The 24,258-nt window shown below is 53.1% G+C and carries 17 protein-coding genes; 10 read left to right on the forward strand and 7 right to left on the reverse strand.

Going from position 1 to position 24,258, the window contains the following annotated elements; all coding sequences use genetic code 11:
* Positions 1-33: 33 nt before the first annotated feature.
* The gene (locus DFER_RS21205) at positions 34-582 is read right to left on the reverse strand and encodes a dihydrofolate reductase (protein ID WP_229206074.1); all 549 of its coding nucleotides are present in this window, start codon (positions 580-582) and stop codon (positions 34-36) included.
* Between the two features lie 196 nt (positions 583-778).
* On the opposite strand from DFER_RS21205, the gene DFER_RS21210 reads away from it, so the two are divergent.
* The 9 genes from DFER_RS21210 (at position 779) to DFER_RS21250 (ending at position 9,243) form a co-directional block, all read left to right on the forward strand.
* A complete protein-coding gene (locus DFER_RS21210; RefSeq protein WP_015813701.1) occupies positions 779-1,153 on the forward strand; it encodes a PadR family transcriptional regulator in 375 nt (124 codons plus the stop codon).
* A gap of 29 nt (positions 1,154-1,182) precedes the next feature.
* Positions 1,183-3,726: a PspC domain-containing protein gene (locus DFER_RS21215; RefSeq protein WP_015813702.1), complete on the forward strand. Its 2,544-nt coding sequence runs from the start codon at positions 1,183-1,185 to the stop codon at positions 3,724-3,726.
* A gap of 69 nt (positions 3,727-3,795) precedes the next feature.
* The gene (locus DFER_RS21220; protein WP_015813703.1) at positions 3,796-4,491 is read left to right on the forward strand and encodes a head GIN domain-containing protein; all 696 of its coding nucleotides are present in this window, start codon (positions 3,796-3,798) and stop codon (positions 4,489-4,491) included.
* Positions 4,492-4,611: 120 nt separating this feature from the next.
* Positions 4,612-5,457, forward strand: coding sequence for an outer membrane beta-barrel protein (locus tag DFER_RS21225; RefSeq protein ID WP_015813704.1), 846 nt, complete (start codon positions 4,612-4,614; stop codon positions 5,455-5,457).
* An 18-nt stretch (positions 5,458-5,475) separates the two neighbouring features.
* Entirely contained in the window at positions 5,476-5,994 is a 519-nt protein-coding gene (locus DFER_RS21230; RefSeq protein ID WP_015813705.1) for an acyl-CoA thioesterase, read from the forward strand.
* Between the two features lie 53 nt (positions 5,995-6,047).
* Positions 6,048-6,416 (forward strand): Rid family detoxifying hydrolase, encoded by a 369-nt coding sequence (locus DFER_RS21235; RefSeq protein WP_015813706.1) that lies wholly within the window; start codon positions 6,048-6,050, stop codon positions 6,414-6,416.
* A gap of 83 nt (positions 6,417-6,499) precedes the next feature.
* Positions 6,500-8,050 (forward strand): glutamate--tRNA ligase, encoded by a 1,551-nt coding sequence (gltX, locus tag DFER_RS21240; protein WP_015813707.1) that lies wholly within the window; start codon positions 6,500-6,502, stop codon positions 8,048-8,050.
* Between the two features lie 107 nt (positions 8,051-8,157).
* The gene (locus tag DFER_RS21245) at positions 8,158-8,415 is read left to right on the forward strand and encodes a hypothetical protein (protein WP_015813708.1); all 258 of its coding nucleotides are present in this window, start codon (positions 8,158-8,160) and stop codon (positions 8,413-8,415) included.
* A 48-nt stretch (positions 8,416-8,463) separates the two neighbouring features.
* Entirely contained in the window at positions 8,464-9,243 is a 780-nt protein-coding gene (locus DFER_RS21250) for a TIGR00266 family protein (protein WP_015813709.1), read from the forward strand.
* A 64-nt stretch (positions 9,244-9,307) separates the two neighbouring features.
* Here DFER_RS21250 and DFER_RS21255 read toward each other — a convergent pair whose 3' ends face one another.
* The 6 genes from DFER_RS21255 to DFER_RS21280 form a co-directional block, all read right to left on the reverse strand.
* Positions 9,308-11,293, reverse strand: a complete 1,986-nt coding sequence (locus tag DFER_RS21255) for a sialate O-acetylesterase (protein WP_015813710.1) — start codon at positions 11,291-11,293, stop codon at positions 9,308-9,310.
* A gap of 181 nt (positions 11,294-11,474) precedes the next feature.
* Entirely contained in the window at positions 11,475-13,058 is a 1,584-nt protein-coding gene (locus DFER_RS21260) for a RagB/SusD family nutrient uptake outer membrane protein (RefSeq protein WP_015813711.1), read from the reverse strand.
* Between the two features lie 26 nt (positions 13,059-13,084).
* Positions 13,085-16,315 carry a SusC/RagA family TonB-linked outer membrane protein gene (locus DFER_RS21265; protein ID WP_015813712.1) on the reverse strand — a complete coding sequence of 1,077 codons (3,231 nt, stop codon included), beginning with the start codon at positions 16,313-16,315 and terminating at the stop codon, positions 13,085-13,087.
* Positions 16,316-16,934: 619 nt separating this feature from the next.
* The gene (locus tag DFER_RS21270) at positions 16,935-18,446 is read right to left on the reverse strand and encodes a RagB/SusD family nutrient uptake outer membrane protein (protein ID WP_015813713.1); all 1,512 of its coding nucleotides are present in this window, start codon (positions 18,444-18,446) and stop codon (positions 16,935-16,937) included.
* Between the two features lie 24 nt (positions 18,447-18,470).
* Complete coding sequence (locus tag DFER_RS21275; protein WP_015813714.1) at positions 18,471-21,587, reverse strand: SusC/RagA family TonB-linked outer membrane protein; 3,117 nt, start codon at positions 21,585-21,587, stop codon at positions 18,471-18,473.
* Between the two features lie 250 nt (positions 21,588-21,837).
* Positions 21,838-22,929 (reverse strand): Gfo/Idh/MocA family protein, encoded by a 1,092-nt coding sequence (locus tag DFER_RS21280; protein WP_015813715.1) that lies wholly within the window; start codon positions 22,927-22,929, stop codon positions 21,838-21,840.
* Between the two features lie 386 nt (positions 22,930-23,315).
* On the opposite strand from DFER_RS21280, the gene DFER_RS21285 reads away from it, so the two are divergent.
* Complete coding sequence (locus DFER_RS21285) at positions 23,316-24,248, forward strand: dihydrodipicolinate synthase family protein (RefSeq protein ID WP_015813716.1); 933 nt, start codon at positions 23,316-23,318, stop codon at positions 24,246-24,248.
* Positions 24,249-24,258 lie beyond the last annotated feature (10 nt).

Below are 24,258 nucleotides of genomic sequence, written 5' to 3' on the forward strand. Positions count from 1 at the left end.
AATCTGACGCACAAGGATGGCCTGCGGAGCGCTTTACGGCTTGCGGATATACAGGTTCATGGAAAACGCATAGGCATGATCGTCATCGGCGCCATGAAACTCTGAATCCGCCAGTTGCCAATCGTCCGAGTCGAAAGCCGGGAAAAAGGCATCGCCTTCCACCTGTGCGTGTACAATGGTCAGATACATTCTGTCGGCTAGCGGGAGCATTTGCTCGAAAACACTCGCGCCGCCTAATACGAATACGTCCGTTTCGTCGGAAAGTAACGCGATGGCGCCTGAAATATCCCGGGCATATTCCACACGCGGTTCCGCCTGCGCGGGAGGGCGCGAGGTGATGATCACATTCCGGTATTCCGAATGCAGCGCGTCGGGGGCTTCGAAGCTCTTTCTTCCCATAATGAATGCCTTGCCGGCGGTTACCTTGCGGAAATGCGCCCATTCGTCGGGCAGGTGCCACGGCAAGCTGTTGTTCAGCCCGATGACATGGTTTTCGCTCATCGCGGCGATGATGCTGAGGTGCGGTTTGGTATTCAATGTCGTCTGTTTTTGAGCGTGTACAACCGGTTCACGGACGCGCAAGATAGCAACGTGTTTGGTGCCAAAATCATTTTGAACCGGTCGGCACATTAAATCAACCATTCATCCCAACCGGAAGATCTTTTTAACATGGTACCTTGCATCACAAAGTACCTGTGTATACCTTTGTATTGTTAGAAGTTTAAATTCTATCTATTAGCCATGAACATATTCATTTAAAATTAACTCATGAAACCACATGAATATTGAAAATGCCCAAGTGCAGATGCGGAAGGGAATTTTGGAATTCTGCATCCTGCACATCATATCACGGGGCGAAGTGTATGCTTCGGATATGTTGGATGAACTGACGTCCGCACACATCATGGTGGTGGAAGGCACATTATACCCTCTTCTTACCAGGTTAAAGAACTCAGGCTGGCTGGACTATAAATGGGTGGAGTCGTCTTCGGGCCCTCCAAGGAAATATTATGTTTTGACGGATGAGGGGAAGGTATTTCTGGACGCGATGCAGGCTACGTGGTTTGAGCTCGCCGACTCGGTGCAAACCGTGATTAAACGCACAGAGGAATTGAGCAAAACGGCTTCCGGTAATCTTCCTGACCCTAACTGATCACTTAGAGACATTCGATTATTTCAATCATGAAAAAGACAATCAGCATAAATATAGGCGGCATTATCTTCCATATCGAGGAAGATGGCTACGAGAAACTGAAAGGCTACCTCGCGTCTATCCAGAAATACTTTTCGTCGTTCGCGGATAGCAAGGAGATCCTTTCGGACATTGAGGGCAGGATTGCGGAGCGGTTTTTAAACAAACAAAAAGCAGAGAACAAGCAGGTAATCTCGCTATCGGATGTCGATGAGCTGATTGCCGCGATGGGTACCGTGGCCGATTTCGAGGCGATCGAAGAAGGGGGCGAGTTCATCACCGATCCGCTCGAAGCCGCTTCCACATCCACTTCGGCACCAAAACAGGAGGCTTATACTTCCTACCAGGCACCCATTCCGCCCAAAACGGAGCCTGCAAGGCCAGCTGGCCCCAAAAAGCTCTTCCGCGATCTTCGGAGAAAACTCCTCGGGGGCGTGGCGGCCGGTCTGGCGCATTACTTCTCGGTGGACCCGATCTGGGTGCGACTTGCCTTCCTTTTCGCGGTGGTAGGCCTGCCTGCCGGTTCAGGAATGCTCGATATGCATAATGCCGATGAGGTTTTCGGACCGGTGTCGGGCTTTATGGTGCTGGTTTACATTGCCATGTGGGTTGCTTTTCCGGGTACTACTACATTGGAGGAGGATACCCATATCAAAAAATTCTACCGTGATCCGGACCGCAAGGTGGTGGGTGGCGTGGCGGCCGGTGTGGCTTCCTATTTCGGGGTCGACCTGGGTGTGGTGCGTTTCCTGTGGGTGCTGTCGATCCTGCTTTTTGGAACCGGTTTCCTGATTTACATCGTGCTGTGGGTGATCGCGCCCACGGCCAATACGCTCACCGAAAAAATGGAAATGCAGGGGGAGCCTATTACCCTCTCCAATATTGAGTCGAACATCAAGCAAAGCCTCAATTTGGAAGAAAGAGGGGGAGAAGAGCATATCGCCACCAAAATTCTACTGTTTCCGTTCCGCGCCATCGGATTGATCTTCTCGGCGGCGGGGAAGCTGCTGAAAGGGCTGGGGCCAATTGTGCGGGTTTTGATCGGCGTATTCCTGATCGGTATCTCGGCATCGGGATTGCTGGGGCTGGTGGTAGCCGCCGGGATCGCGCTCGGGCTGACGAGCGCCGGGGCATTCGATAACCTGCCGCTTCCGTTCGTGATTTACCAAGAGTTGCCTGAAATACTTATCATCTCGGGGATTTTCGTAGCAGCCATTCCATTAATTACATTCCTTTTGCTCGGTTTGACGCTCGTTTCGAACAAGCGGATCGTCGGCGGGAGCGTTTGGCTTACCCTGCTCGGCCTCTGGATCGTGGGCGTGATCGGCGCGACTGTCGGCGGTGTTTCGTACCAGCAGAACTTTGCGAAAAGAGGGGAAATCGTTGAAAACGAATATTACCAGGCACCAAGAGGAACGCTGGTGCTGAATTTCGATTATGACAACGACGAGGAGAATATCGACGTCGACCTGCGGCTGACCGGCGCTAACACCAGCGACAGCATCAGATTGGAAAAAGTCCTGAAAGCACGCGGCCGGACTCGCGAAAGTGCCGAGCAGAATGCCCGGGATATCCGTTACAGCCCGTCGCTCAAAGATTCGGTATTCACATTTACCGAAGGGCCGCTTATCGCCGGCCGCACCAAGTTCCGCGACCAGGAGATTGACCTCACATTGAGCATTCCTTATAACAAACCGTTCGTGATGACCCGCGACTTCTACTTTTTGCTGAGCGATTGGGAGCCCGAGCAACGCAACCTGAAACGTTACGATCTGGGACACAATGACGAAGTGGTTTGGAATAGTCTGATATGGGAAATGCGCCGCGATTCGGGACTGGTTTGTACGAATATTCCTTTGAAATACATCCGTAGCGAGAATTCCGGTGACGACCGCTCCGACTATGGGTTCGATTACAACGACAACAGCGGCCTGGACCTGGGCGAACGCGGCAATTACAGTAAGCAGTTCCCGGTTTCGGATTTCAAAAAAGTGGACATTGGCGGGGCTTATTCCATTATCATCCGCCAGGGGACGGAATACATGGTTACCGCCGACTCGGACAATCAGGAGAATATCGACGACATCCGGGTAGTGGTGGAAGACGGTGTGCTGCGCGTGAAACGTTCGCGTGATTTCAACCTCTTCGACGATCACGACTGGCAGCGCGTAGGCCTGGTGATTACCATGCCCACCATTGAGCACTTGTCGCTGTCGGGCGCCAATAAAACGCTCGTTACCGAGTTCAAAGACCTGCCCAAGCTGGACGTAGAGGTTTCGGGCGCATCCAAATCGGAGCTGAATGTGTTCACGGACCAACTTTCAGTGAATATCTCCGGCGCTTCCAAAGCTACGCTGCGCGGTCTGGCCAAAACGGCTAAGCTCGATGCCCACGGCGCCTGCAAGCTCACGGCCACCGAAATGAATATCCAGAATGCCGATGTGAACGCATCGGGCGCTTCGAAAGTGGAATTGAGCCATGTGCCAAACCTGAACCGGCACGCCAGCGGCGCAAGCAAGATCAATGTGCAGTAATATTTTGAATGCCGGTGCAACATCGCCGGCATTCCAGTCATCTTTCCGGAAAATCTAACTTAGTATACCATGAAAAGAACGCAACTATTCCTCATCGCGGCCCTTTTGATCACCGCATTGTCTTGCCGGGTGACGGCGCAGGAAACAAGAAAAATCCAGGTGTCGGGCTTCAACAAGCTCTCAATGGGCAGTGCATTCAAGATAGATGTGAAACAGGGAGGAAGTTATAGCGTAACGGCCACGGGCCGCGCCGAGGACCTGGATGATATGGAGTCGGCTGTGAAGGGCGGCACGCTGCATTTGGGATACAAAAACAAGGGCTGGAACAGAAACCGCAAAACGGTGGAGATCAGCATCGTGATGCCGGCGCTGGAAGCGGTTGAGTTTTCGGGCGCTTCCAAGGCGAATGTGGCGCGTTTCAGCAATGTGAAAAATATGGATATCGAGGTTTCCGGCGCGTCGCAGGTAACGATGAGCGTTGCTTCGCCGAAGGTTGCGGTGGAGGTTTCGGGCGCATCGTCGCTCACGCTCAACGGCGAGGGCGATGTGCTCACGGGCGAAGTTTCGGGCGCGTCGTCGCTCAAAGGCCGCGACTTCTCTGCTAAAACGGTCAATATCGATGCTTCGGGCGCCAGCAGTGCCGCCATCGTGGCGAGCAACACTGTAAATGCCGAAGCGAGCGGCGCGAGCAGCATCCGTTACTCGGGTGGCGCGAAAGACATCCGTTCAAATACTTCCGGTGCCAGCTCGGTAAAAAGAGATTAGCATACAATCATTTTATATTCACCATGAATTGAAAAAATGGCCTGCGATTGCGGGCCATTTTTGTTTAAATCAGTTTCTTTTACAACTTGCATCACTCAACACGCATTACTGACACCACACATGAGCCGAAAACATTTACTTTCCCTTGCATTGATCCTGACATTCGTTCACCAGCTGGCGCTGGGGCAGGGTCGTTCCAAATTCGGCGGACGCTATACGGATCCATTCGGCGTGCTGAGTGTGACGGCGGGAGTGGGCGTGGCTTACTACATGGGTGATTTGAACGACGGCGTGAACCTGAAACATCTCGGCCTCGGGCCTTCCATCTCGCTTGGAGCGCTGTATCGCCTGACGGAGCACGTGAGCGCGCGCGGCGAATTGCGGTTCTATCAGGTGTCGGCGGATCAGAAATATTCCAAGAACTATCAGAATAACCTTTCTTTCAAAACCTTCAATCCCGACATTAACCTGGGCTTGCAGGCCGATCTTTTTGCATTCAACCGGCATGCGCCCATTAATCCTTACCTTTTCGGAGGCATAGGCGTTACGCACCTCAACCCGAAAGCGAAATTCGAGGGAACATGGTACAGCCTCGCGCCGCTCACCACAGAAGGAGTAAAATACAAACGAATGCCGCTCGTATTCACCGCTGGGATCGGCGCTTCCATTAAAACCACCGAACGGCTGAGCCTCGGCCTGGAACTTTGCAATAACTTCGTCAATTCCGATTACCTCGACGATGTGAGTACGGTTTATCCCAATCCCGATCAATTGCCAAGCGACATTGCCCGCCTGCTGTCCGACCGTTCATGGGAGATCGGCGAGCCGCTGCGGCAGCCGGGTTGGAACCGCGGAAGTGCCAAAAGCAAGGACAGTTACCTGTTTTTGCAGGTCCGAGCCACCTATCTCATCGGCAACCGCGCCCAGAATAAGGAGCGCAAAAAGACCCGCTGCCCCAAGTTTTAAATCCATTTTATACCCAACATGCTGAAACCAAAAAAGCCCCATCAATCCGAAGTGACCATGACCGAAATGGTGCTTCCCAACGATACCAACACCCTTAATAACCTGATGGGAGGGCGGCTGCTGCACTGGATGGACATTTGCGCGGCTATTTCGGCACAAAAGCATTCCAACCGCATTGTGGTGACGGCCTCGGTGGATAATGTGTCGTTTACGGAGCCGATCCGCCTGGGTAACATCGTGACGATGCGCGCCAAGGTGACGCGTGCGTTCAATTCCTCGATGGAGGTGTTCCTGGAAGTGTGGGCGGAGGACATCCCGGCAGGCGTGCGGGTGAGTACCAACCGCGCATTCTACACATTCGTGGCGGTGGACCAGAACGGCCGGCCCATTGAAGTGCCGCCGCTGGAACCGGAAACCGACGAGGAGAACGAGTTGTACCTGAGTGCCCTTCGCCGCCGCCAGCTGCGCCTCGTGCTGGCCGGCCGCCTGAATGCTTCCGAAGCCACCGAATTGAAAGCGCTTTTTAAGGTAGAATAAGGCGGTGGGCACGCCATAATTTGGTAATTTTGCGGCATTAACTCTTGTCACTTATGCCCAAGCAAATCATATTTTCGGACAAAGCACCGGCCCCCATTGGTCCTTACAGCCAGGCTGTTAAAGTAAATGGCACTGTTTATGTTTCAGGGCAAATCGCTGCCGAGCTGGCGAAGTCCGGGGACATTAAGGCAGAGACCGGGATGGTCATGCAAAACATCGGGCACATCCTGGGTGCCGCCGGCCTTGGTTTTCAGAATGTCGTGAAAGCCAGCATTTTCCTCCGCGATATGAACGACTTCGCCGCTGTAAACGAAATTTACGGCAGCTTTTTCACCAAAGAACCTCCTGCCCGCGAAACGGTGCAGGTAGCACGCCTGCCGAAGGATGTTAACGTCGAAATTTCCGTTGTTGCGGTTGAGTGACGTCAGTTTTGGTCAGAAAGTAGTCATGTGTAGTCAGGTCCTGACTATACCCGACAATTCCATTGAACTTAATTTTTTGAATAATGAATAATAGACCTGTCAGGGTGCGTTTTGCGCCTAGCCCAACCGGTCCGCTGCATGCGGGCGGTGTGCGTACGGCCCTGTATAATTACCTGTTTGCGCGCCAGCAAGGCGGCCAGATGCTGCTGCGGATTGAAGATACCGACCAGAACCGCTACGTTCCGGGCGCCGAGGCGTACATTCTGGAAGCGCTGGAATGGCTGGGCATCGGCATTGACGAAGGCCCGCAGCAAGGCGGCCCGCACGCGCCCTACCGGCAATCGGAAAGAAAAGAAATGTACCGCGAATACGCGGAAAGGCTCGTTCAGGAAGGGAAGGCTTACTATGCTTTCGACACGCCCGAGCAGCTGGATGATATGCGCAAGCGCCTGGAAGCCGCAAAAGTGGCTGCCGTGCAATACAATGCGATTACCCGCACGGAAATGACCAACTCGCTGACGCTCTCGGCCGAGGAAACCCAGGCACGCCTCGATAGCGGCGACCCGTACGTGATCCGGATGAAGATCAGCCCGAAGGAGGATATCCGTTTCAACGACCTCATCCGCGGCTGGGTGGTGGTGCATTCGTCGCAGATCGACGATAAGGTGCTTCTGAAATCGGATGGCATGCCTACCTACCATTTGGCCAATATCGTGGACGACCATCTGATGGGCATTACGCACGTGATCCGCGGGGAGGAATGGCTGCCGTCGGCGCCGCTGCACGTGCTGCTCTACCGCTATCTGGGGTGGGAAAGCACCATGCCGCAGTTTGCGCACCTGCCGCTGCTCCTAAAACCGGACGGTAACGGCAAGCTCTCGAAACGTGATGCGGACCTGGGCGGCTTCCCGATCTTCCCGTTGGAATGGACCGACCCCAATACCGGCGACAAAGCCCGCGGTTTCCGCGAAGAAGGCTATCTGCCGGGCGCTACCGCCAACTTCCTGGCATTGCTGGGCTGGAATGCGGGTACCGAGCAGGAAATTTTCAGCATGGATGAGCTCATCGCATCATTCAGTTTCGATCGCGTGCACAAAGCAGGTGCGCGATTCGATATTCAGAAAGCTAATTGGTTTAACCAACAATATTTGAAACAACTGGACGATACGGCCATCACCGGGCAGCTGAAACCGTTGTACGCCGACAAAGGAATTGAGGTCAACGACGATCAGCTTGCGCAGATCGTGCATTTGCTGAAAGACCGCGTGCATTTCGTCAAGGAAATCGTTTCGGAGTCGCTCTTTTTGTTCAGCGCGCCGGAGGAGTACGATCAGGATGTGGTGATTAAGAAATGGAACGAGGAGGCGGTGAATGCGATAGGTGCTTTCAAAGATGCTTTGGCTGGCTTTGAAGGCAATTTCGTGGCACACGATATTAAAGAAGTGCTTTCCGCAACCATGGAAGCGGCGGGAATCAAAATGGGTAAAATCATGCAGGCATTGCGCCTGGCGGTGACCGGCGCAGGCGCTGGCCCGGATTTGATGATCATCATGGAGATTCTCGGCAAAGACGAAGTGGTGAAAAGGCTCGAAACAGCGCTCAACCGTTTGTCAGCGCAAATCAGGCTGGCATAAGCTCCGGCAAACCGCAGGATCATTTTGCATTGGCTCCGCCGGGATCATTGCATACTTTCGTAACAAGTGAATAACGGGCCGCACAGCGGTCCATTGGCATCAAACACATGGCTAAGAAAAAACAGTCCGAAACTTCTAAACCAGCACCCGAAAAACCGCGTGTGCACAAGGATCTGGAAGGTTTTGATATCCAGATCAACTCTTTCGGGGAAATTACGACGAGCTTTGATATGGACCGTATCAATGAATTCCTGAACAAGAATGTGGATGACAAAAAGCTCCGCGACCGCGAGGATATTCCCGGTCGGAAAACCCGTAAATCGAAGAAGAAATCTTCTGAGGAAGAGGAGGAAGAAGAGGAGTAGGACGCATTCAACCCGTTTTGACCAATCAATAAAAACCTTTTACGAAAAATGATCTCACACGAAATCGACTACAAAATCATCGGCGACGATATCCAGGTGGTGGAAATCGAGCTGGACCCAAACGAAACCGTGATTGCGGAGGCTGGCGCCATGCTTTTTATGGAGGACGGCATTCAGTTTGAAACCAAAATGGGTGACGGCTCGGAGGCGAACCAAAGCATTATGGGTAAGATTTTCCAGGCGGGCACACGCTTGCTGACCGGCGAATCACTTTTCATGACCCACTTCACGAACCGTGGCGTAGGCAAGAAAAAAGTGGCATTCTCGGCGCCTTACCCCGGAACGGTCATGCCGATCGACCTGTCGAAAATTTATGGTAACGAGCTGATCGTACAAAAGGACGGTTTCCTTTGCGCAGCCATGGGTACAAGCATGAAAATCCATTTCAACCAAAGATTCGGGTCGGGCTTGTTCGGCGGAGAAGGTTTTATCCTTCAAAAACTGAAAGGTGACGGGATGGCTTTCGTCCATGCCGGCGGCGTGGTGATGGAGAAGCAGCTGAACAATGAAACCTTGCGGATCGATACCGGCTGCGTGGTGGCATTTGAACAGTCGCTGAGCTTCGATATCCAGCGTTCGGGCGGTTTGAAATCGATGGTGTTTGGTGGGGAAGGGATGTTCCTGGCTACATTGCGCGGCACAGGCCGTTGCTGGATCCAGTCAATGCCAATTTCCAAACTCATCCAGCGGCTTTCGGTTGGAGGGCCTAACAGCCGGAAAGAAAGCGGTTCGGTAATCGGAGGTTTAGGAAACCTTTTTGAAGATTAAAATCTGAATTTTGTGCAGATAAGTAAAGGCGGGCTGTTCACGACGGCCCGCTTTTCGTTTTATATCAATAAAAAACCACACTGCGGGCGCGGCTTTGGCCCTCGGAGGTGACTTGAAGAATGTACTTTCCCGCAGGCAAAGCGTAATGCGGGCGCACGGAAATTAGCCCGACGGCCTCACGTGTGGAGGTGTGAATGGGATGTTCCCGGCCGGCCGCGTCGAAAAGGCGGCAGGTGGCGTCGGTTTCGCCGGGGGGCATTACGTAAAACTGCTGGCGCATCACCGGATTGGGGAAGATAGTCAGCGGAGCCGGGGCGCCATCCCTGAACAGCGTCACGATCGTGGAATAGGCTACGGAGCCATTGGTATACGCCATTTTGATCCGGTAAAAAACGGTACCCGTGCCGGAGCCGGTGTCGGGGTAGCCGAATACGCCCGATTCGTTGTCGGCAGGTGCTGCGAATGTTTCGAGATCCTGGTAAGTAAGGCCGTCGGTTGTTTTCTGGACGGTCATGGAAGCGAGGCCCGGCACCGGTGCTACGGCCCACACCACCTGCACATCCGCCCCATCCGTGCGCACGCCAATCGCATTCACGTATTCAATAGTCCGCAACGCACGCTCGATGTATACCGGTTGTGAAATGCTGCCGGGGCAGACCGGCCCGAGGCCCGTGAGGCGGATGCGGTACGGGCCGTCGGCCAGGTTGGAAGGAAGCTGGATATTGAGCGGGCTCACGCCGCCGGTACCTACGGCGGTCACAAACTCACCTTGCGCGTCGAGCAGTTCGGCTACGATTTCCAGGCTGCCGGGCGCATTACCGGTGACGGCGAACGGCAGGTTGAAACTTGCGCCCGGATAGGCGCGCGAGGGCGTTACGCCCGCATGCAGTGCGTAAGCGGGCTGCAAAGTGGGCGTTCTCGCCAGAGCGGTATCGGCCAGGCTCCTGTTCCAGGCCGCAGCGGCGAGGCTAAGGCCCTGAACGCCGCCGGGGACATTCTCGAAATGCGCCGAGGCGGGGCGGGGAATCTGAATGGTGTCGAGATATGGCCCCTGGAACGCATTGAAACCGGGTAATGCGATGAGCCGGTTTTGTGCATTCAAAACGGGCAGGTAAGGGTCTTTCAGCTGGTTACTGGCCGAGTTGCGCGCGATGTACCAGGGAATGTCATAGCCCGAATCCCGGCGGCTATTCTGGATGAGCGTCCGGATGCCTTCGAAATATTGCTCTTCATTAAATCCCAGCTGCGCGTCGTTTTCCCCGTGCGCCCACAGGACGGCCCTCACGCCTGTTTGCGAAGTGAGGTAGCGCATTGTATTCACGATATTGGTGTACGGCTGCCTGTTTGGCCAGAATTTCCCGACGTACAGGTTGTAGGCATCTTTTCCCGAAGCGGCGTCGCGGTAGTTTTCTGCATTGGCAGCTGCCCAGGCGGTATTGAAGAACAACACAGGCGTTTTCCACCTTTCAAACAGCATATCTCCCAACTCGCCCCAATACCAGGAAGTTTCGCCGTTTGGAAAAATATTCACATCGTTTTTCAGGACTTCAAACGAAGGCGAAGGCATGGGGCCGTCGGGGGCGACGGTGATGTTGTCGGTGTTGAGGGTTTTGTTGAGTGCATTGAAGGCAACCACATTGGAAGAAGCATCTTTCGCACCCAGGCCCGGAAGACCCATCGCATTGGAGTTGCCGGTGATCAGAAACACTTCGCCTACGCCTACGCGGTCCACCACGGCCGAGTCGGCGATGCCGTTGGCAAAGCCGGTCAGTTTGAGTTTGTACCAGCCTGTGGAGGCAGTGAAGGTGAGGTGGAGGAAGCCTTCTTTCAATTGTCGGGAATCCAGCTGCTGCCCCTGCATGCCGTTCGTATTGCCTTCGATCGGAAGCAGCGCCGCGTCGATGCGCTCGTAAGGATAATGCGCATAGGCGGTGACGGAGATCGTGGCCGTGCCGGATGCATTGCGCTGCATGACCTGGTTGTGCACGGGATTTGTAATGCCCAGCTGCCCATGAGCGCTCGCAATGCCCCAGCACAGGTAAATGAGCATTATCCGACAACAGGCAAGCCGCCCTGAGGGGGTATTAATCCTTTCCAACATCTGCAATCGCTTTGGGTACCAAGGTTGTGAATATAGTCATGGAAAATGGCTTTCGGGGAAGGATGCCGGTATAAGAACGAAAAAAGCCGGCCCTCAGATGAAGGCCGGCTTTTAAGATGCAGATAAGAAATTATGGGTTGTAACCTGGGTTCTGAGGTGTCAGGTTCGGGTTGTTTCTCATTTCCTGGATGCCGAGCGGGAACAACAGGTGTTTTTCCAGCAAAGGCGCACCACCACTTACGTTGAGGTTACGGTGACCTACGAAGTCGTCGAACTTCTTGGTTTCCTCGTTGAATACCTTACGCAGGCGTACCATGTCGAACCAGGTAATGCCTTCGTAAGCGAACTCGTGCCAGCGTTCTTTCCACACAGCCTCCTTGAAAGAAGTTGCTGTGTAGGCGCCGATCGCAGGTGTTTTCAGCTGTGCGCGGTCGCGGATTGCTTTCAGAGCGTCGTAAGCCTGCTGGGTGATGGTACCCAGTTCCGCCTGTGCTTCTGCGTACATGAGCAATACATCGGCATAGCGCATCTGGTTTACGTTCAGGTTGTTGAGGCGGGTAGGGGTAATGCCCGGGCCGCCCAGCGCTGCGATGTTGAAGTATTTGAACACATATGGAGCGCCCAGATCGAACTTCGCGCCGGTACCATCGGTATAGTAGGTCGTGTAAAACCAACCTTCCTGATCTTTGGTACGAAGGTCGCCGGTTTCATACGAGTTGTAGAACGACCGTGTAGGCACCGTGCTGCCCGTTCCGCTAGGTCCTGCATAGGTTACCGCTTTGAAGTTCGGGAAGAAGTCGTTCAGCGGGAAAGCTGCCACTACGGTGTTGTACTGGATCTGGAACAGGTGCTCCAAACGGTTTTTCAGTTTTTCATCGTGCAGCTCCTTGTAGGTCGGGAACAAGCCCACCGTTGAGGGGTTAGCCTTTGCAAAATTGATTACTTCCAGCGCTTTGTCGGCTGCCAGCTTGTAGTGCGACTGGCCTTTTTGCAACGGGAAGCCCGCCATAGTCAGGTACACTTTCGACAGGTAAGCCTTCACGGCCATTTTAGACACACGTCCGTTGGCATTGAAATCTGCAAAACCCGCAGCTTCGGCAGCCAGAAGGTCGTCCACGATCAGCTTGTACACTTCTTCCTGCGGAGCTCTTGAAGGGAAGAAATCTTCCGAGCTGGCCGTCTGAGGCTTGGTGATCAAAGGCACATCGCCCCACAGTCTCACCGCGTAAAAGTAAGCCCACGCACGGAGGAAGCGCGCTTCACCGAGCAATCTCACTTTCTGCGCCTCGCTGGCAGCAGGGAACTGAATGCCGGGGATTTTTTCAATCGCGAGGTTGGCGTTCGCGATCACGCGGTAGAGGCCGTTCCACCAGTTGCTGATGTGGCCCGTGTTGCCGTCGTAAATAAGGGCGTACAGGTTGTTCAGGTCGGAGTTCTGGCCTGTTTCGGTTGTAGCCGTACCGGTTGGCGCTTCGAGCATTTGCCAGTTGGCCGAGAAGATACCCGCACTTTCACCAAAAAAACGCATTTCCGCGTAGGTAGCAGCAATGGCCGCTTCCGCGTGGTCAGGAATGGTGTAGAAGGTATCCGGTTGAAGGTTGGACGGGTCCTGCTCATCGAGGAAGTCGGAGCAGGCGGTCGGTCCCAGCAGGATCGCTCCGCAGAGCAAAAGTTGATAGAATTTTTTGTTATTAAGTTTCATGCTGAATGTCATTTTGAATGATACAACGGTCCCGGTGATTAGAATGCAACCTGAATACCTCCCATGAAAGTGGTTGGTTTAGGATAGCTGTGCCAGATCATACCTTGCGAGAATACGTTGTCGCCATCGCCACCGCGGATAGGAGTCTGCTCGGGATCGCCGAACGGATATTTGCTGATGATGAAGAAGTTCTGAGCAGAAAGATACAGTCTCAGCTTGCTCATTTTCAGCTTGCTGGCAATTTCCGACGGGAAGTTGTAGCCCAGCAACAGGTTACGGCCACGGATGAATGAGCCGTCGAAGATCCAGCGGGTATCCACGTTGGTTACATAACCAGCCTTGGTATCGCGGATTTGAGCGATCGGCGTGTTCTGGTTTTCAGGCGTCCATGCATCCAATACGGTGGTGTAGCTGTTCGCCAATGCCTGGCGGTCTTCGCTGGCGTGCAGGTTCATGTCCATCAGGTCGTTGCCGTACGAGAATTGCAGGTCGAGGGTCAGGTCGAAGTTGCCGTAACGCAGGCTGTTCGAAAGTGATCCCCATCCTTTTGGAGAACCATTACCGATAATGCCACGGTCGGCATCGGTGATCGCCTTGTCGCCGTTCACGTCTTTGTACTTCACATCACCTGGCAGCATGGTCAGGTTACCACGGTAGCTGCGGAATTCAGCAGCTTGTGCTGCCTCAGCCTCGCTCCAGGTGCCCAAACGGGTCAATCCCCAGAATGCACCCACCGGCTCGCCGATACGGATTACGCTTGTTTGGTTGGTGATCGAAGGACCGCCCACGCCGAAGATATCCGCAGGAGTTGCCAGCGTCAACACTTTGTTTCTGTTCAAAGAGATATTGAAGCTGGTATTCCATGAGAAGTTTTGGTTTTCGATGTTCACCGTGTTCAAGCCGAATTCGAAACCTTTGTTCTCCATCGAACCGATGTTACGACGGATGGTCGCGTAACCGCTGGTGCGTGGCACCGGCGCATCGAGGAGCATGTCGGTTGTTTTGCGGTAGTAGTAATCCGCTTCGAACGAGATTCTTCCCTTGAAGAAGCTGATTTCCAGACCACCGTCGGTTTGGGCTGTTTTTTCCCAGCGCAAGTCGTTGTTGGCAAGCCTGTTGATACCGGTACCACCGAAGCGGGTGTCGCCGTACACAGTTGCATAGTTCGAGCGCAGCAAGCCGAGTGAAGAATATGCAGGGATTTCCGAGTTACCCGTCAAACCGTAGCTGGTACGAACTTTCAGGCTGGAAATAACCGTGTTGCCTTTCAGGAACTCTTCATCAGACACTTTCCATGCAACGGCCGCCGACGGGAAGAATGCAAATTTGTGGTTATCACCGAATTTCGACGAACCATCCGCACGTCCTGTCACAGTGAACAGGTATTTATCCAGCAAGGTGTAGTTCAAACGACCGAAGTACGAGTTAAACGCGAAACGCGACGCGCCCGATACGTATGGGTTGGATGAAGGTGCAACCGATCCCGCCGCGAGGTTATCAAAGCCGTAGTAGTCGGTAGAGAAGTTCTGAGAACCTACGTTGGTTGTAGCCACATTGGTTTCCTGCCATGAAATACCGGCAAGGGCATTGATCGAGTGGATACCGAATGTTTTGTTGTAGGTCAGCAAGTTTTCCCATGACCAGAAAGTCTCTTTTCTGTTTTCTTTTCTCGCTGTACCCAGTTCATTAGGCGTCAATGTACGCGTTTGCGACTGGTTTACTTCCTGGTTGATCACGTTCACACCCAATACCGAACGGAATTCGAGTCCTTTGGCCAATGTTACGTTTCCGTAAAGGCTACCGAGGGTAGTTTGGGTATTGAGGTTGAATTTACGTCCCATCAAACGGTGTACCGAGCTGAAAGAACCTTCTGCACCCGGATAATCACGGTTGTTGGCATAAGTTCCGTCCGGCCATTTAACAGGAAGGAAAGGGAAGTCCTCCACCATCTGGCGAGGCACGGCGTCGTTGATATCGACGAGGTTTTCAGCCTGGTTGTTGTAGCTCAAAGTACCTCCGAGGCGCAGCCATTTTTTCACCTGGTCGTCGATGCTGAAACGGGTTGAATAGCGTTTCAGGTAAGACGTTTTGATGAGACCCTGGTCGTCGCGGTAGTTGAGCGACAGCGAGTAGGTAGTTCTTTCATTACCGCCGCTGAAACCCAGCTGGTGGTTTTGAGACACACGGTTCTGGGTCGATTCTTTGAACCAGTCGGTGTCGTAGTTGGGAGCAAAAGTGCCGTCCGCGCGTTTGGTGAACACGTCGGGGTGGGCTGCTGCCAGCTGTGCACGACGTACGAGCGGATCGTGGGTTTTGTATTTACCTGCGTCCCAGCCTGCCTTGTCGAACTTCTCCATGTTCCGGAAAGCGAGGTCTTCCACGTCCATATATTGCTGGGCGTTCAATACTTTCGCTCTTTTAGGGCCGGCGGTCGGTACGCTCAGGTCAAGACCGTAGGTAATAGTGCTTTCGCCTGACTTACCTTTTTTGGTCGTGATCATGATCACCCCGTTGGCACCACGCGCACCATAGATCGCCGTCGACGACGCATCTTTCAACACCTCCACCGACACGATGTCGTTCGGGTTGATGAAGTCGATCGCCTGGCTTTGCTGGTTCTGGTTACCTTGCGGGAGCATTACACCATCCACCACGTACAACGGGTTGTTGGATGAGTTGATAGAGCTGAAACCACGGATACGCACATTGGCACGACCACCCGGACGACCCGAGTTCACGTTCACCTGCACACCCGAAACCCGTCCCTGCAATGCCTGGTTCAATGAAGGCGCCGGACGTTCTCTGAGTTGTTCTTCTTTCACGGAACCTACGGAACCGGTAAGGTCGGATTTCTTCGCGGTACCGTACCCGATCACGACTACTTCGCTAAGCGCCTTGGAGTCGGAAGCAAGTGATATGTCGAGGGTGGTGCGGTTTCCGACGGGAAGTTCCTGGCTGAGGTAGCCCACAAAGCTGAAAACCAATGTTGCATTATCAGGAACGGAAAGTGTATAATTACCTTCTCCGTCGGTGGTTGTACCGGTGCTGGTTCCTTTCACCACCACGTTCACACCGGGAAGGCCATCGCCGGTTTCCTTGTCGGTTACTTTTCCTTTCAGGGTTTTATCAATGCGGATGGTAGTAGCAGTTCCGGAGTTGGCGAGGGCTGCGTTCACAATCACAGGGCTTGCGAGCGCGGGCAGGAGCAATAGAGAATTACGGATGCTCCGCATTTGGAGCAACCATTGATTGGTATCGGTATTTTTCATGTAAAGGCTTGTTAAACGTTTCTCATGCAGTCTTGGAAAACACGAATTTTAGTCATAGATCTCTGTTCGTTAGGCGTTTGCGTTTTTTGTTTAATCATAGTTTGCGGTTTACAGTTTAAAAATGTTCGGTTTAATGAAATAATTACAAAGGGTATTCAATAAATTACATTTCGTCAGAGCCGTAGCGATTTCTGCCAAGTTTTTTGAAATCAAATCATGATCACAGATCCTGACTGCACTATGTCAAAAAAGGCATTGAAACGGTACGTTTTCCCTGACGGAGAATGGAATGGATGGCTGGCATACGGGACTGCACCGAGGGCCGGCCGATGATACTCTAATAAGTGGCGTCAGTGTGGCATTAATAAAAGTCTTTAAGAAAACGCGTTGCAATATTATAATATTTAACAATAGATTTCGAATAATGGGAAGGGAAAATATGTAAATATTTATGCAAACGTTTGCATAATATTAGCATAAAATTGGCAGTTTAATGCAGTAAATCAGTCAGTTACCATATGTTCCAGAAGCTAAAAAAGCCACCTTCGGAGGGTGTTTCCGACAGGTGGCTTTGTGCAAAAATCCTATAATTTTAGGATAGAATCTCGCCGGTTTGGAGCTAAAATCCTACATTCTGTTCCAACGATTTGTTATTGTCCGTTTCGCGCTGCGGGATGGGCAAAAGCAGGTTTTTTTCGGCGAATGTTTTGCCGTAAACCGTCTTGTGACCTACAAAATTATCCCATTGTTTCGTGAGGTCGTTGCGGACCTTACGCGTGCGGATCATATCGAACCACATCTTGCCTTCATAGCAAAGCTCGAAGTAGCGCTCCGCCCACACAGCCTTTTCAAATTCATCCACATTCGTAGTGGTCACAGCCGGTAACTGGGCGCGTTTGCGAACGTCGTTCAATGCCTTTTGCGCCTGCGCATTCGGTTTGCCTTCCACGCGGTTGGATGCTTCGGCGTACATCAGCAGTATTTCCGCGTAACGGTATATCGTATAGTTGATGTTCGCCTTGGCGTCGTTGTCAATGGCTTGTTTATCAAACCACTTGTAAATATAGTAGCCGCCCAGGTTCAGGCTGTCGCGCCGCGGGTCGCCGGCGGGGTAGTCGCTCGGGTGACCTTTGTAATAAGTGTAAAAGAATTGCTTCTCTTTCGCACGCTTGTCGCCCTTTTCGAAGCTTTCCACGAACTCTTTCCGGGGCAGCAGGCCGCCGTATTCATCGGAATAGGACGCAATGCCGGTGAATGCAGGCAGGGTTACCGGTGTAAGGCCATTGTTACGAATGTCCTTTTCATGCTGGACCTGGAAAATAAACTCGGTCTGGTTGCGGTTTGCAGGCACGATCATGTCGGTGTATTCCGCAAAAAGCGAATAGGTGCCATTGTCGATGATCTCCTTCGAGCGCTTCGCCGACTCGGTGTACGCGGGCACGCCTGCGCTCACGGGAAAGCCCGCGTAGGTCAGGTACACGTGCGCGAGGAGGGCTTTAATCGCGCCCATCGACATCCGTCCGGCAGTGTCGCGCCACGGCAAGGTCGATTTCTCGGCTTCCAGCAGGTCGGGGATGATGATCTCGTCGTAGATTTCCTTCACCGGAGAGCGGGGCGTTTGCACATCGTCGAGCGAGGTGATGAGCGTGGTGATTTTCGGAACATCGCCAAACATGCGCACCAGCTGGAAGTAATACAATGCACGCATGGCCCGCGCCTCTGCGATCATGTTGGTTTTGGTAGCAGCCGGCAATGTGCTGATTTCGCCGATCTTCTGGATCGCCAGGTTAGCCCGCGCAATGCCCGAGTACATCCCCGACCACCAGCCGTCGACATAAAATGCGCGCGCGTCGTATTCGAGGTTGAAGAATTTGAATGCCTCGGTTTGCGAGTTGCCGTCGGCCTTTCCGGTCATGAACTCCACCAGCGAAGCATTGTTGCCGCCCCAGCCGCCGCCGCCGTTATTGAAGGTCGTAATCTGCGAATAGGAGCCATCCACGAATGCGCGGGCGATTTCCGGACTGGATACGGACGAGCCGGTCGTAAGCTGGCCGGTGGGATTTTCGGTCAGGAAGTCGTTGCAGGCGGACATTCCCAATATCAGACAAGTATAAAGAATATGCTTTTTCATAGTGAAAGTCAGTTTTAAATCACCTTAAAAAACAATGTTCAAACCGAGGTTGTAGGTGCGCGGACGCGGATATTGGAAGAACTCCATATTCGCATTCAGCTGTCCGCCGAAACCTGTGAGCGCCTCCGGATCGTAACCCGAATAGTTGTCGATCAGGAAGAAGTTCTGCGCGCTCGCATAAATGCGCAGGCGCTGGAAATTAACCTTTCCGAACTTGGTCGGCAGCGAGTAGCCGAGCACGATGTTCTGGCCGCGGATAAACGAGCCGTCTTCCACCCACCAGTCGTCCATGTGCGTATCGTAGCCGGCATTGTAATGGCGGATTTGCGCGATGTGCGTGTTCTGGTTCTCGGGCGTCCAGGCGTTGAGTACCGAGCGGGAGCTGCTGGCGATGGCCTGCCGGTCTTCCACGGAGTGCTTGGTGGCATTCACGGTGTTTACGCCCATCACAATGCGGATATCGAACGAAAGGTCGAACTTGCCGAGCTGGAATGTGTTGGAAACGTTCAGGTTCCATTTCGGGTAGGAGCGGCCGATAATGGTTTCGTCCTTGCCGTCGATTTTGCCGTCCTTGTTGATATCCTCCCATTTCAGATCACCGGGCAGGCGGTTGTATTTCGCTGCTTCATCGGCTTCGGCGGTGCCCCATGTGCCCAGGCGGCGGTAACCCCACAGTGTACCGATCGCGTGCCCGATGCGCAGGATGTTGGTATTGCCGAGGAAGTTAGGACCCGGGAAAATGTCGTCGCCGTTGCGGCCGAGTTTCAGTATTTTATTTTTGTTGGCAGAGAATGCGACGTTGGTGCTCCATGTGAATTTTTCGGTGGAAATGTTACGGCTGTTGACGCCGATCTCGATACCGGTGTTCTGCACCGAGCCGATGTTCTGCGTTACGGAGCCCAGGCCGGTCGACCAGGGAATGGGCGCATTCAGGAGCAGGTCTTTGGTTACTTTTTTGTAGTAATCAAAAGTCAGGTCGATGCGGTTGTTGAACAGGCCGATGTCCGCACCGATATCCAGCTGGTTGGTATATTCCCAGCGCAAATCGGGGTTACCGAACGAGCTCCGCCACACGAACGTCTGCCGCGAGCCGCCCAGGAGCACATCGCTCGTTCCGAGGAACTGCTGCGACGCATATTGCCCGATTTCCTGGTTACCGGTTTTACCATAGCTTGCCCGGATTTTCAGGTTGGTGAGCGTGGCGTTGCTTTTCAGGAACTCTTCGTTCGTCACGTTCCACGCAATGGCCGCCGAAGGGAAAAATGCATATTTATTGTTCACCCCAAATTTCGACGCGCCATCGTAACGGCCCGTGAAAGTAAGCAGGTAGCGGTCTTTGAAGCTGTAATTCAACCTGCCGAAGTAGGAATTCAGCGACCATTCCTGATCACTCGAATTCGGTTTCACGAGCGTGTTACCGACGTTGATATTATGCCAGCCCCAGAAATCGTCGATGAAGTTCTGCGCAGTCACGCCGAAGTTCTCCCAGGAGCGTTTTTGCCACGACAAACCGAGCAATGCGGAAATGTTGTGGTCGCCGATGGTTTTGTTGTAATTAAAATAATTCTCGAACTGCCAGTAAAACTCGTTGTTGGCCGAAATGCTCGCTGACCCCTTCTGATCTGCCGATAACGCATTCAGATCGCGGCCGGAGTAGAAATTGTTTTTATCAAACCGCAATTCATAGCTGTAATTCGTACGCAGGCTCAGGTCCGGAGTGAACTTGATATTGGAATACAAACTACCCAGGATTTCGGTGCGGGGGTTGGTTTGTGTACGTTGGTCGGCAATGCGGACGGGGTTTTCTCCGCCTTCCATGCCCGGCCAATCCTTGTTGCGTCCCCAGCTGCCATCGGGATATTTGATAGGCAGGATAGGAACGGCCTCGAACACCATCCGCGGCACGTTCAACCCGCCCGATCCGCCGTCGACTTCCTTGATCAGCGCCTTGTTGATAAAAATGCTGCCGCCCACTTTCAGCCATTTGGTAGCATCGTTATCGAGCGTCAGCTTGGCCGAGTAACGCGTCAGATTTGAATTCCGCATCAGACCGCCCTGGTCTGTATAGCCCACCGAAATGCTGTAAGCGCTTTTTTCACCGCCGCCGCGCACGGCCAGCTCGTGGTTTTGTGCCCAGGTAGGTTTGTAAATTTCCTTTTCCCAGTCGGTATTGTATTTCGGCTTGCCGTTGGCGTCGAACAGGTTAGGAAAATTGGCGGGCAGGTTGCGCACATATTTGCCGTCTTTGAAGCCCTGCTCATCGAACTTCGCCGCATTGTCGTAAGCCGTGTTGTATACCTGCATAAACTCGTCGGCGGAGAGTGTTCCCAGGCGGCTGGCCGGCGTAATGTAGGAGCCCCACACGTCGTAGGAAATCTGGGTGGTGCCCGATTTGCCGCGTTTGGTGGTAATGATAATCACCCCGTTGGCGCCGCGTGCGCCGTAAATGGCCGTTGCCGATGCGTCTTTCAGTACTTCCAGTGACTCTATATCGTTGGGATTGAGTAGGTTGGGGTTACTCACGCCCACAATACCGTCGATCACATACAACGGTTCAAGGCTCGAATTGATGGAGCCTACCCCACGTATGCGCACCCGCGGCTGGTACCCCGGAGCGGAGGAGTTGACCGCCACGTCCACACCGGGAATACGTCCCTGCAACGATTGCGCTACGTTGGTCGCCTGCCTGTCGAGCAGCTTTTCGCCTTTAATGGCACCCACCGAGCCGGTAAGATCGCTTTTACGGACGGTTCCGTAACCGATCACCACCACTTCATCCATGCTTTTGCTGTCCACTTTCAGGGTCACGTCCACGGTGGTGCGGTCACCCACGGGCACCTCCACTTTTTCGTAGCCAACGAAGCTGAAAACCAGAACTGCGCTATTGTCATTCACATTAATTTCATAATTCCCGTCCGAATTGGAGGAGGTACCCTGGCTGGTGCCTTTCACGATGACGTTCACACCGGGTAGTGCCGAGCCGTTTTCGGAATCGGTGATCTTGCCCTTGATGGTTTTATCCTTGGGGCCGGCCGCCAGCGTGGCGACCGAAAAGAGCAGGAAAATGATGAGCTGAGGCAAAAAAGAATGGGGTATAACGCCGGACGGCGCTACACGCAAAGGAGTAGTTTTCTTTTTCATTGGTTAGGTTTTTGGAGTAGTAATGAAAATAAGAAGTACTGGCTGGCGCGGCTGCGCGAATCACGCGTAGGGATGTTGCATAGGCAGGAATACGGGTTAGGTTTGTTTGAAATGCAAAAAATCTTCTCAATATAATGCAAGAAGATGGGCGCCCTGCATTTTTACCTGCGCTTGTAGAAGTATCCCGAAACAAAAAGCCCTGCCTGCGGCTGATCCGCAAACAGGGCTTCGGTAAAAGAATGTAATATAGTTAGGCGAGATCCACCGTGCGGCCGGTTTTTACCGACTCGTCGCAGGCGAAAGCGATCTGCAAGCTCGTTACTGCATCCGACAGGTGGTCGGTCAGGTCGAGGTCCTCGGTGATCGCGCGCAGGAAGTAGCGCTGTTCGCGGTTGCAAAGTTCCTGGTGATCGGGCTCGTCTTCGAGGTTGATCCACGTATCTTCTTTCACAAACTCATCCGATTCGTTCAGATCGGCGTGGTGCACGCGGATGGATTCGGTTTTCGTGTGCGCTTCCACGGACGACGATTTTCCGGTGCCGCCCGCATCTTTGGCCACGATCGACGCCGAGCCTTTCGGCCCGATCACGTCCTTCACAAAGAATGCCGTTTCGCTGATCATCGGTCCCCAGCCGGCTTCATACCAGCCTACGGAGCCGTCTTCAAACCAGATTTGGAGCTGGCCGTAGTTATAATTTCCGGCTGGAATATCGTCCGTCAGCCGTGCACCGATCGCATTCACGCGGAGCGGCTTCGAGCGGGTCATCTGGCACATTACATCAATATAATGCACGCCGCAATCCACGATCGGGCTGAGGCTCTTCATGAGGTTGCGGTGCACGCCCCACATGTAGCCGTGGCTCTGCTGGTTGAGGTTCATACGCATCACCAGCGGCTTACCCAGGCCCTGCGCTTCTTTCACGAAACGCTCCCACGAAGGGTGCACGCGGAGGATATAACCAACCACCACTTTTTTATTGGCTTTTTTGGCAGCTTCTACTACGCGTTGAGCGCCTGCTACGGTATCTGCAAGCGGTTTTTCGATGAACACGTGCGCACCGGCTTCCAGCGCCTTGATCGCGAAATCCTCGTGTGTATCGGGATAGGTGGAAATACAAACCGCGTCGGGTTTGGTCTCTTTCAATGCAGTTTCATAGTCATTGAAGAGCGCGTAACCGCCGCCAAGTTTTTCATTGAGCACTTCCTTGCTTTTTCCGGTGGAAACAATTCCGCAGATCTCGAAACCATCCAGCAGCTGATAGGCAAAGGCATGGGATGCACCCATATTCCCGCAACCGACTACCAGTACGCGGATGGGGCTTTCGTTTTCAAAAGATGACATAGATGAATGATAAATGTTAAGATTATGGGTTTGCAGGAACGGGCGGCAATGCGATGGTACCGCCCTGTTTGAATGTCAAAATTAGGCATTAAAATCCGTTTTCACCGACAGATTTTCCCGCCTGCCCGCGAATTGCCCAGGCAAGCCGAAAAGCAAAGCAAAAACCGATTTCAAAAAGAACTTTACCAATTTTGATGCACCGCATTCTGCGCCTGCTGCCTCATATATGGATGAAACACTATTGGCACAAGTAGCGTTCGTCGAAAACACGCTTCGGGCGCATTTTCGGGAGTATGTTAAAATATGTAAGGAATTGATTAAAACATGTGAATATCCGCATGCAAGCATGGATTAATTTTGGACTAAAATTTTAACATAAGCAGGATATGAACAAAGAAGCATGGTCTGGCATTTTCCCAGCGTTGGTGACGCCATTCAAATCAGATGATACAATTGATTTTGAACTGTTCGGCAAGAACCTCGACGCGCAGGTTGAGGCAGGTATTACCGGGGTAATCGTAGGCGGTTCGCTCGGGGAAGCCAGCACGCTCACCCGCGCCGAGAAAATGGAGCTGGTGAAATATGCGAAACAGGCACTTCCTGCTGGTTTGCCGGTAGTATTAGGCATCGCCGAGCAATCGACCGCCGAAGCGGTGAGCATTGCGAAAGAAGCGGAAAGCGCAGGCGCGGACGGTCTGATGATCCTCCCTCCGATGCGTTACAAAGCCGATGATGCCGAAACCGTACATTGGTTCAAAACGATCGCGCAGAGCGTTTCGCTGTCGATCATGATTTATAACAACCCTTACGATTACAAAATCGAGGTGACGCTGCCCATGTTTGAGGAACTTGCCAAGATCCCGAACATCCACGCCATCAAGGAATCCACGCGCGACGTGAGCAACGTTACGCGCCTGTTCAACCGCTTCGGTGACCGTTTCCGGGTGTTCTGCGGTGTGGATACATTGATTATGGAAGAGGTAATGCTCGGCGCCGACGGCGTGATCGGCGGCCTCGTGGATGCATTCCCGAAAGAAACGGTAGCGATCTTCAACCTCGTGAAGGCGGGCCAATACAAGGAAGCGCTGGCGATTTACCGCTGGTACCTGCCATTGCTCGAACTGGACATTCATCCTAAATTGGTTCAAAATATCAAACTCGCCGCTGCCAAAATGGGCATTGGTTCGGAATACGTGCGCGAGCCGCGCCTGCCGCTGCAAGGCGCAGAACGCGAGCGCGTGATCGCGATCATCGACCAGGCCATCGCTACGCAGCCTGAATTGCCGGATTATCTGAATCTGGCGGTTGACGTGGCGTAAGAGGCGGTAA

The sequence above is a fragment of the Dyadobacter fermentans DSM 18053 genome, assembly GCF_000023125.1.
Classification (GTDB): domain Bacteria; phylum Bacteroidota; class Bacteroidia; order Cytophagales; family Spirosomataceae; genus Dyadobacter; species Dyadobacter fermentans.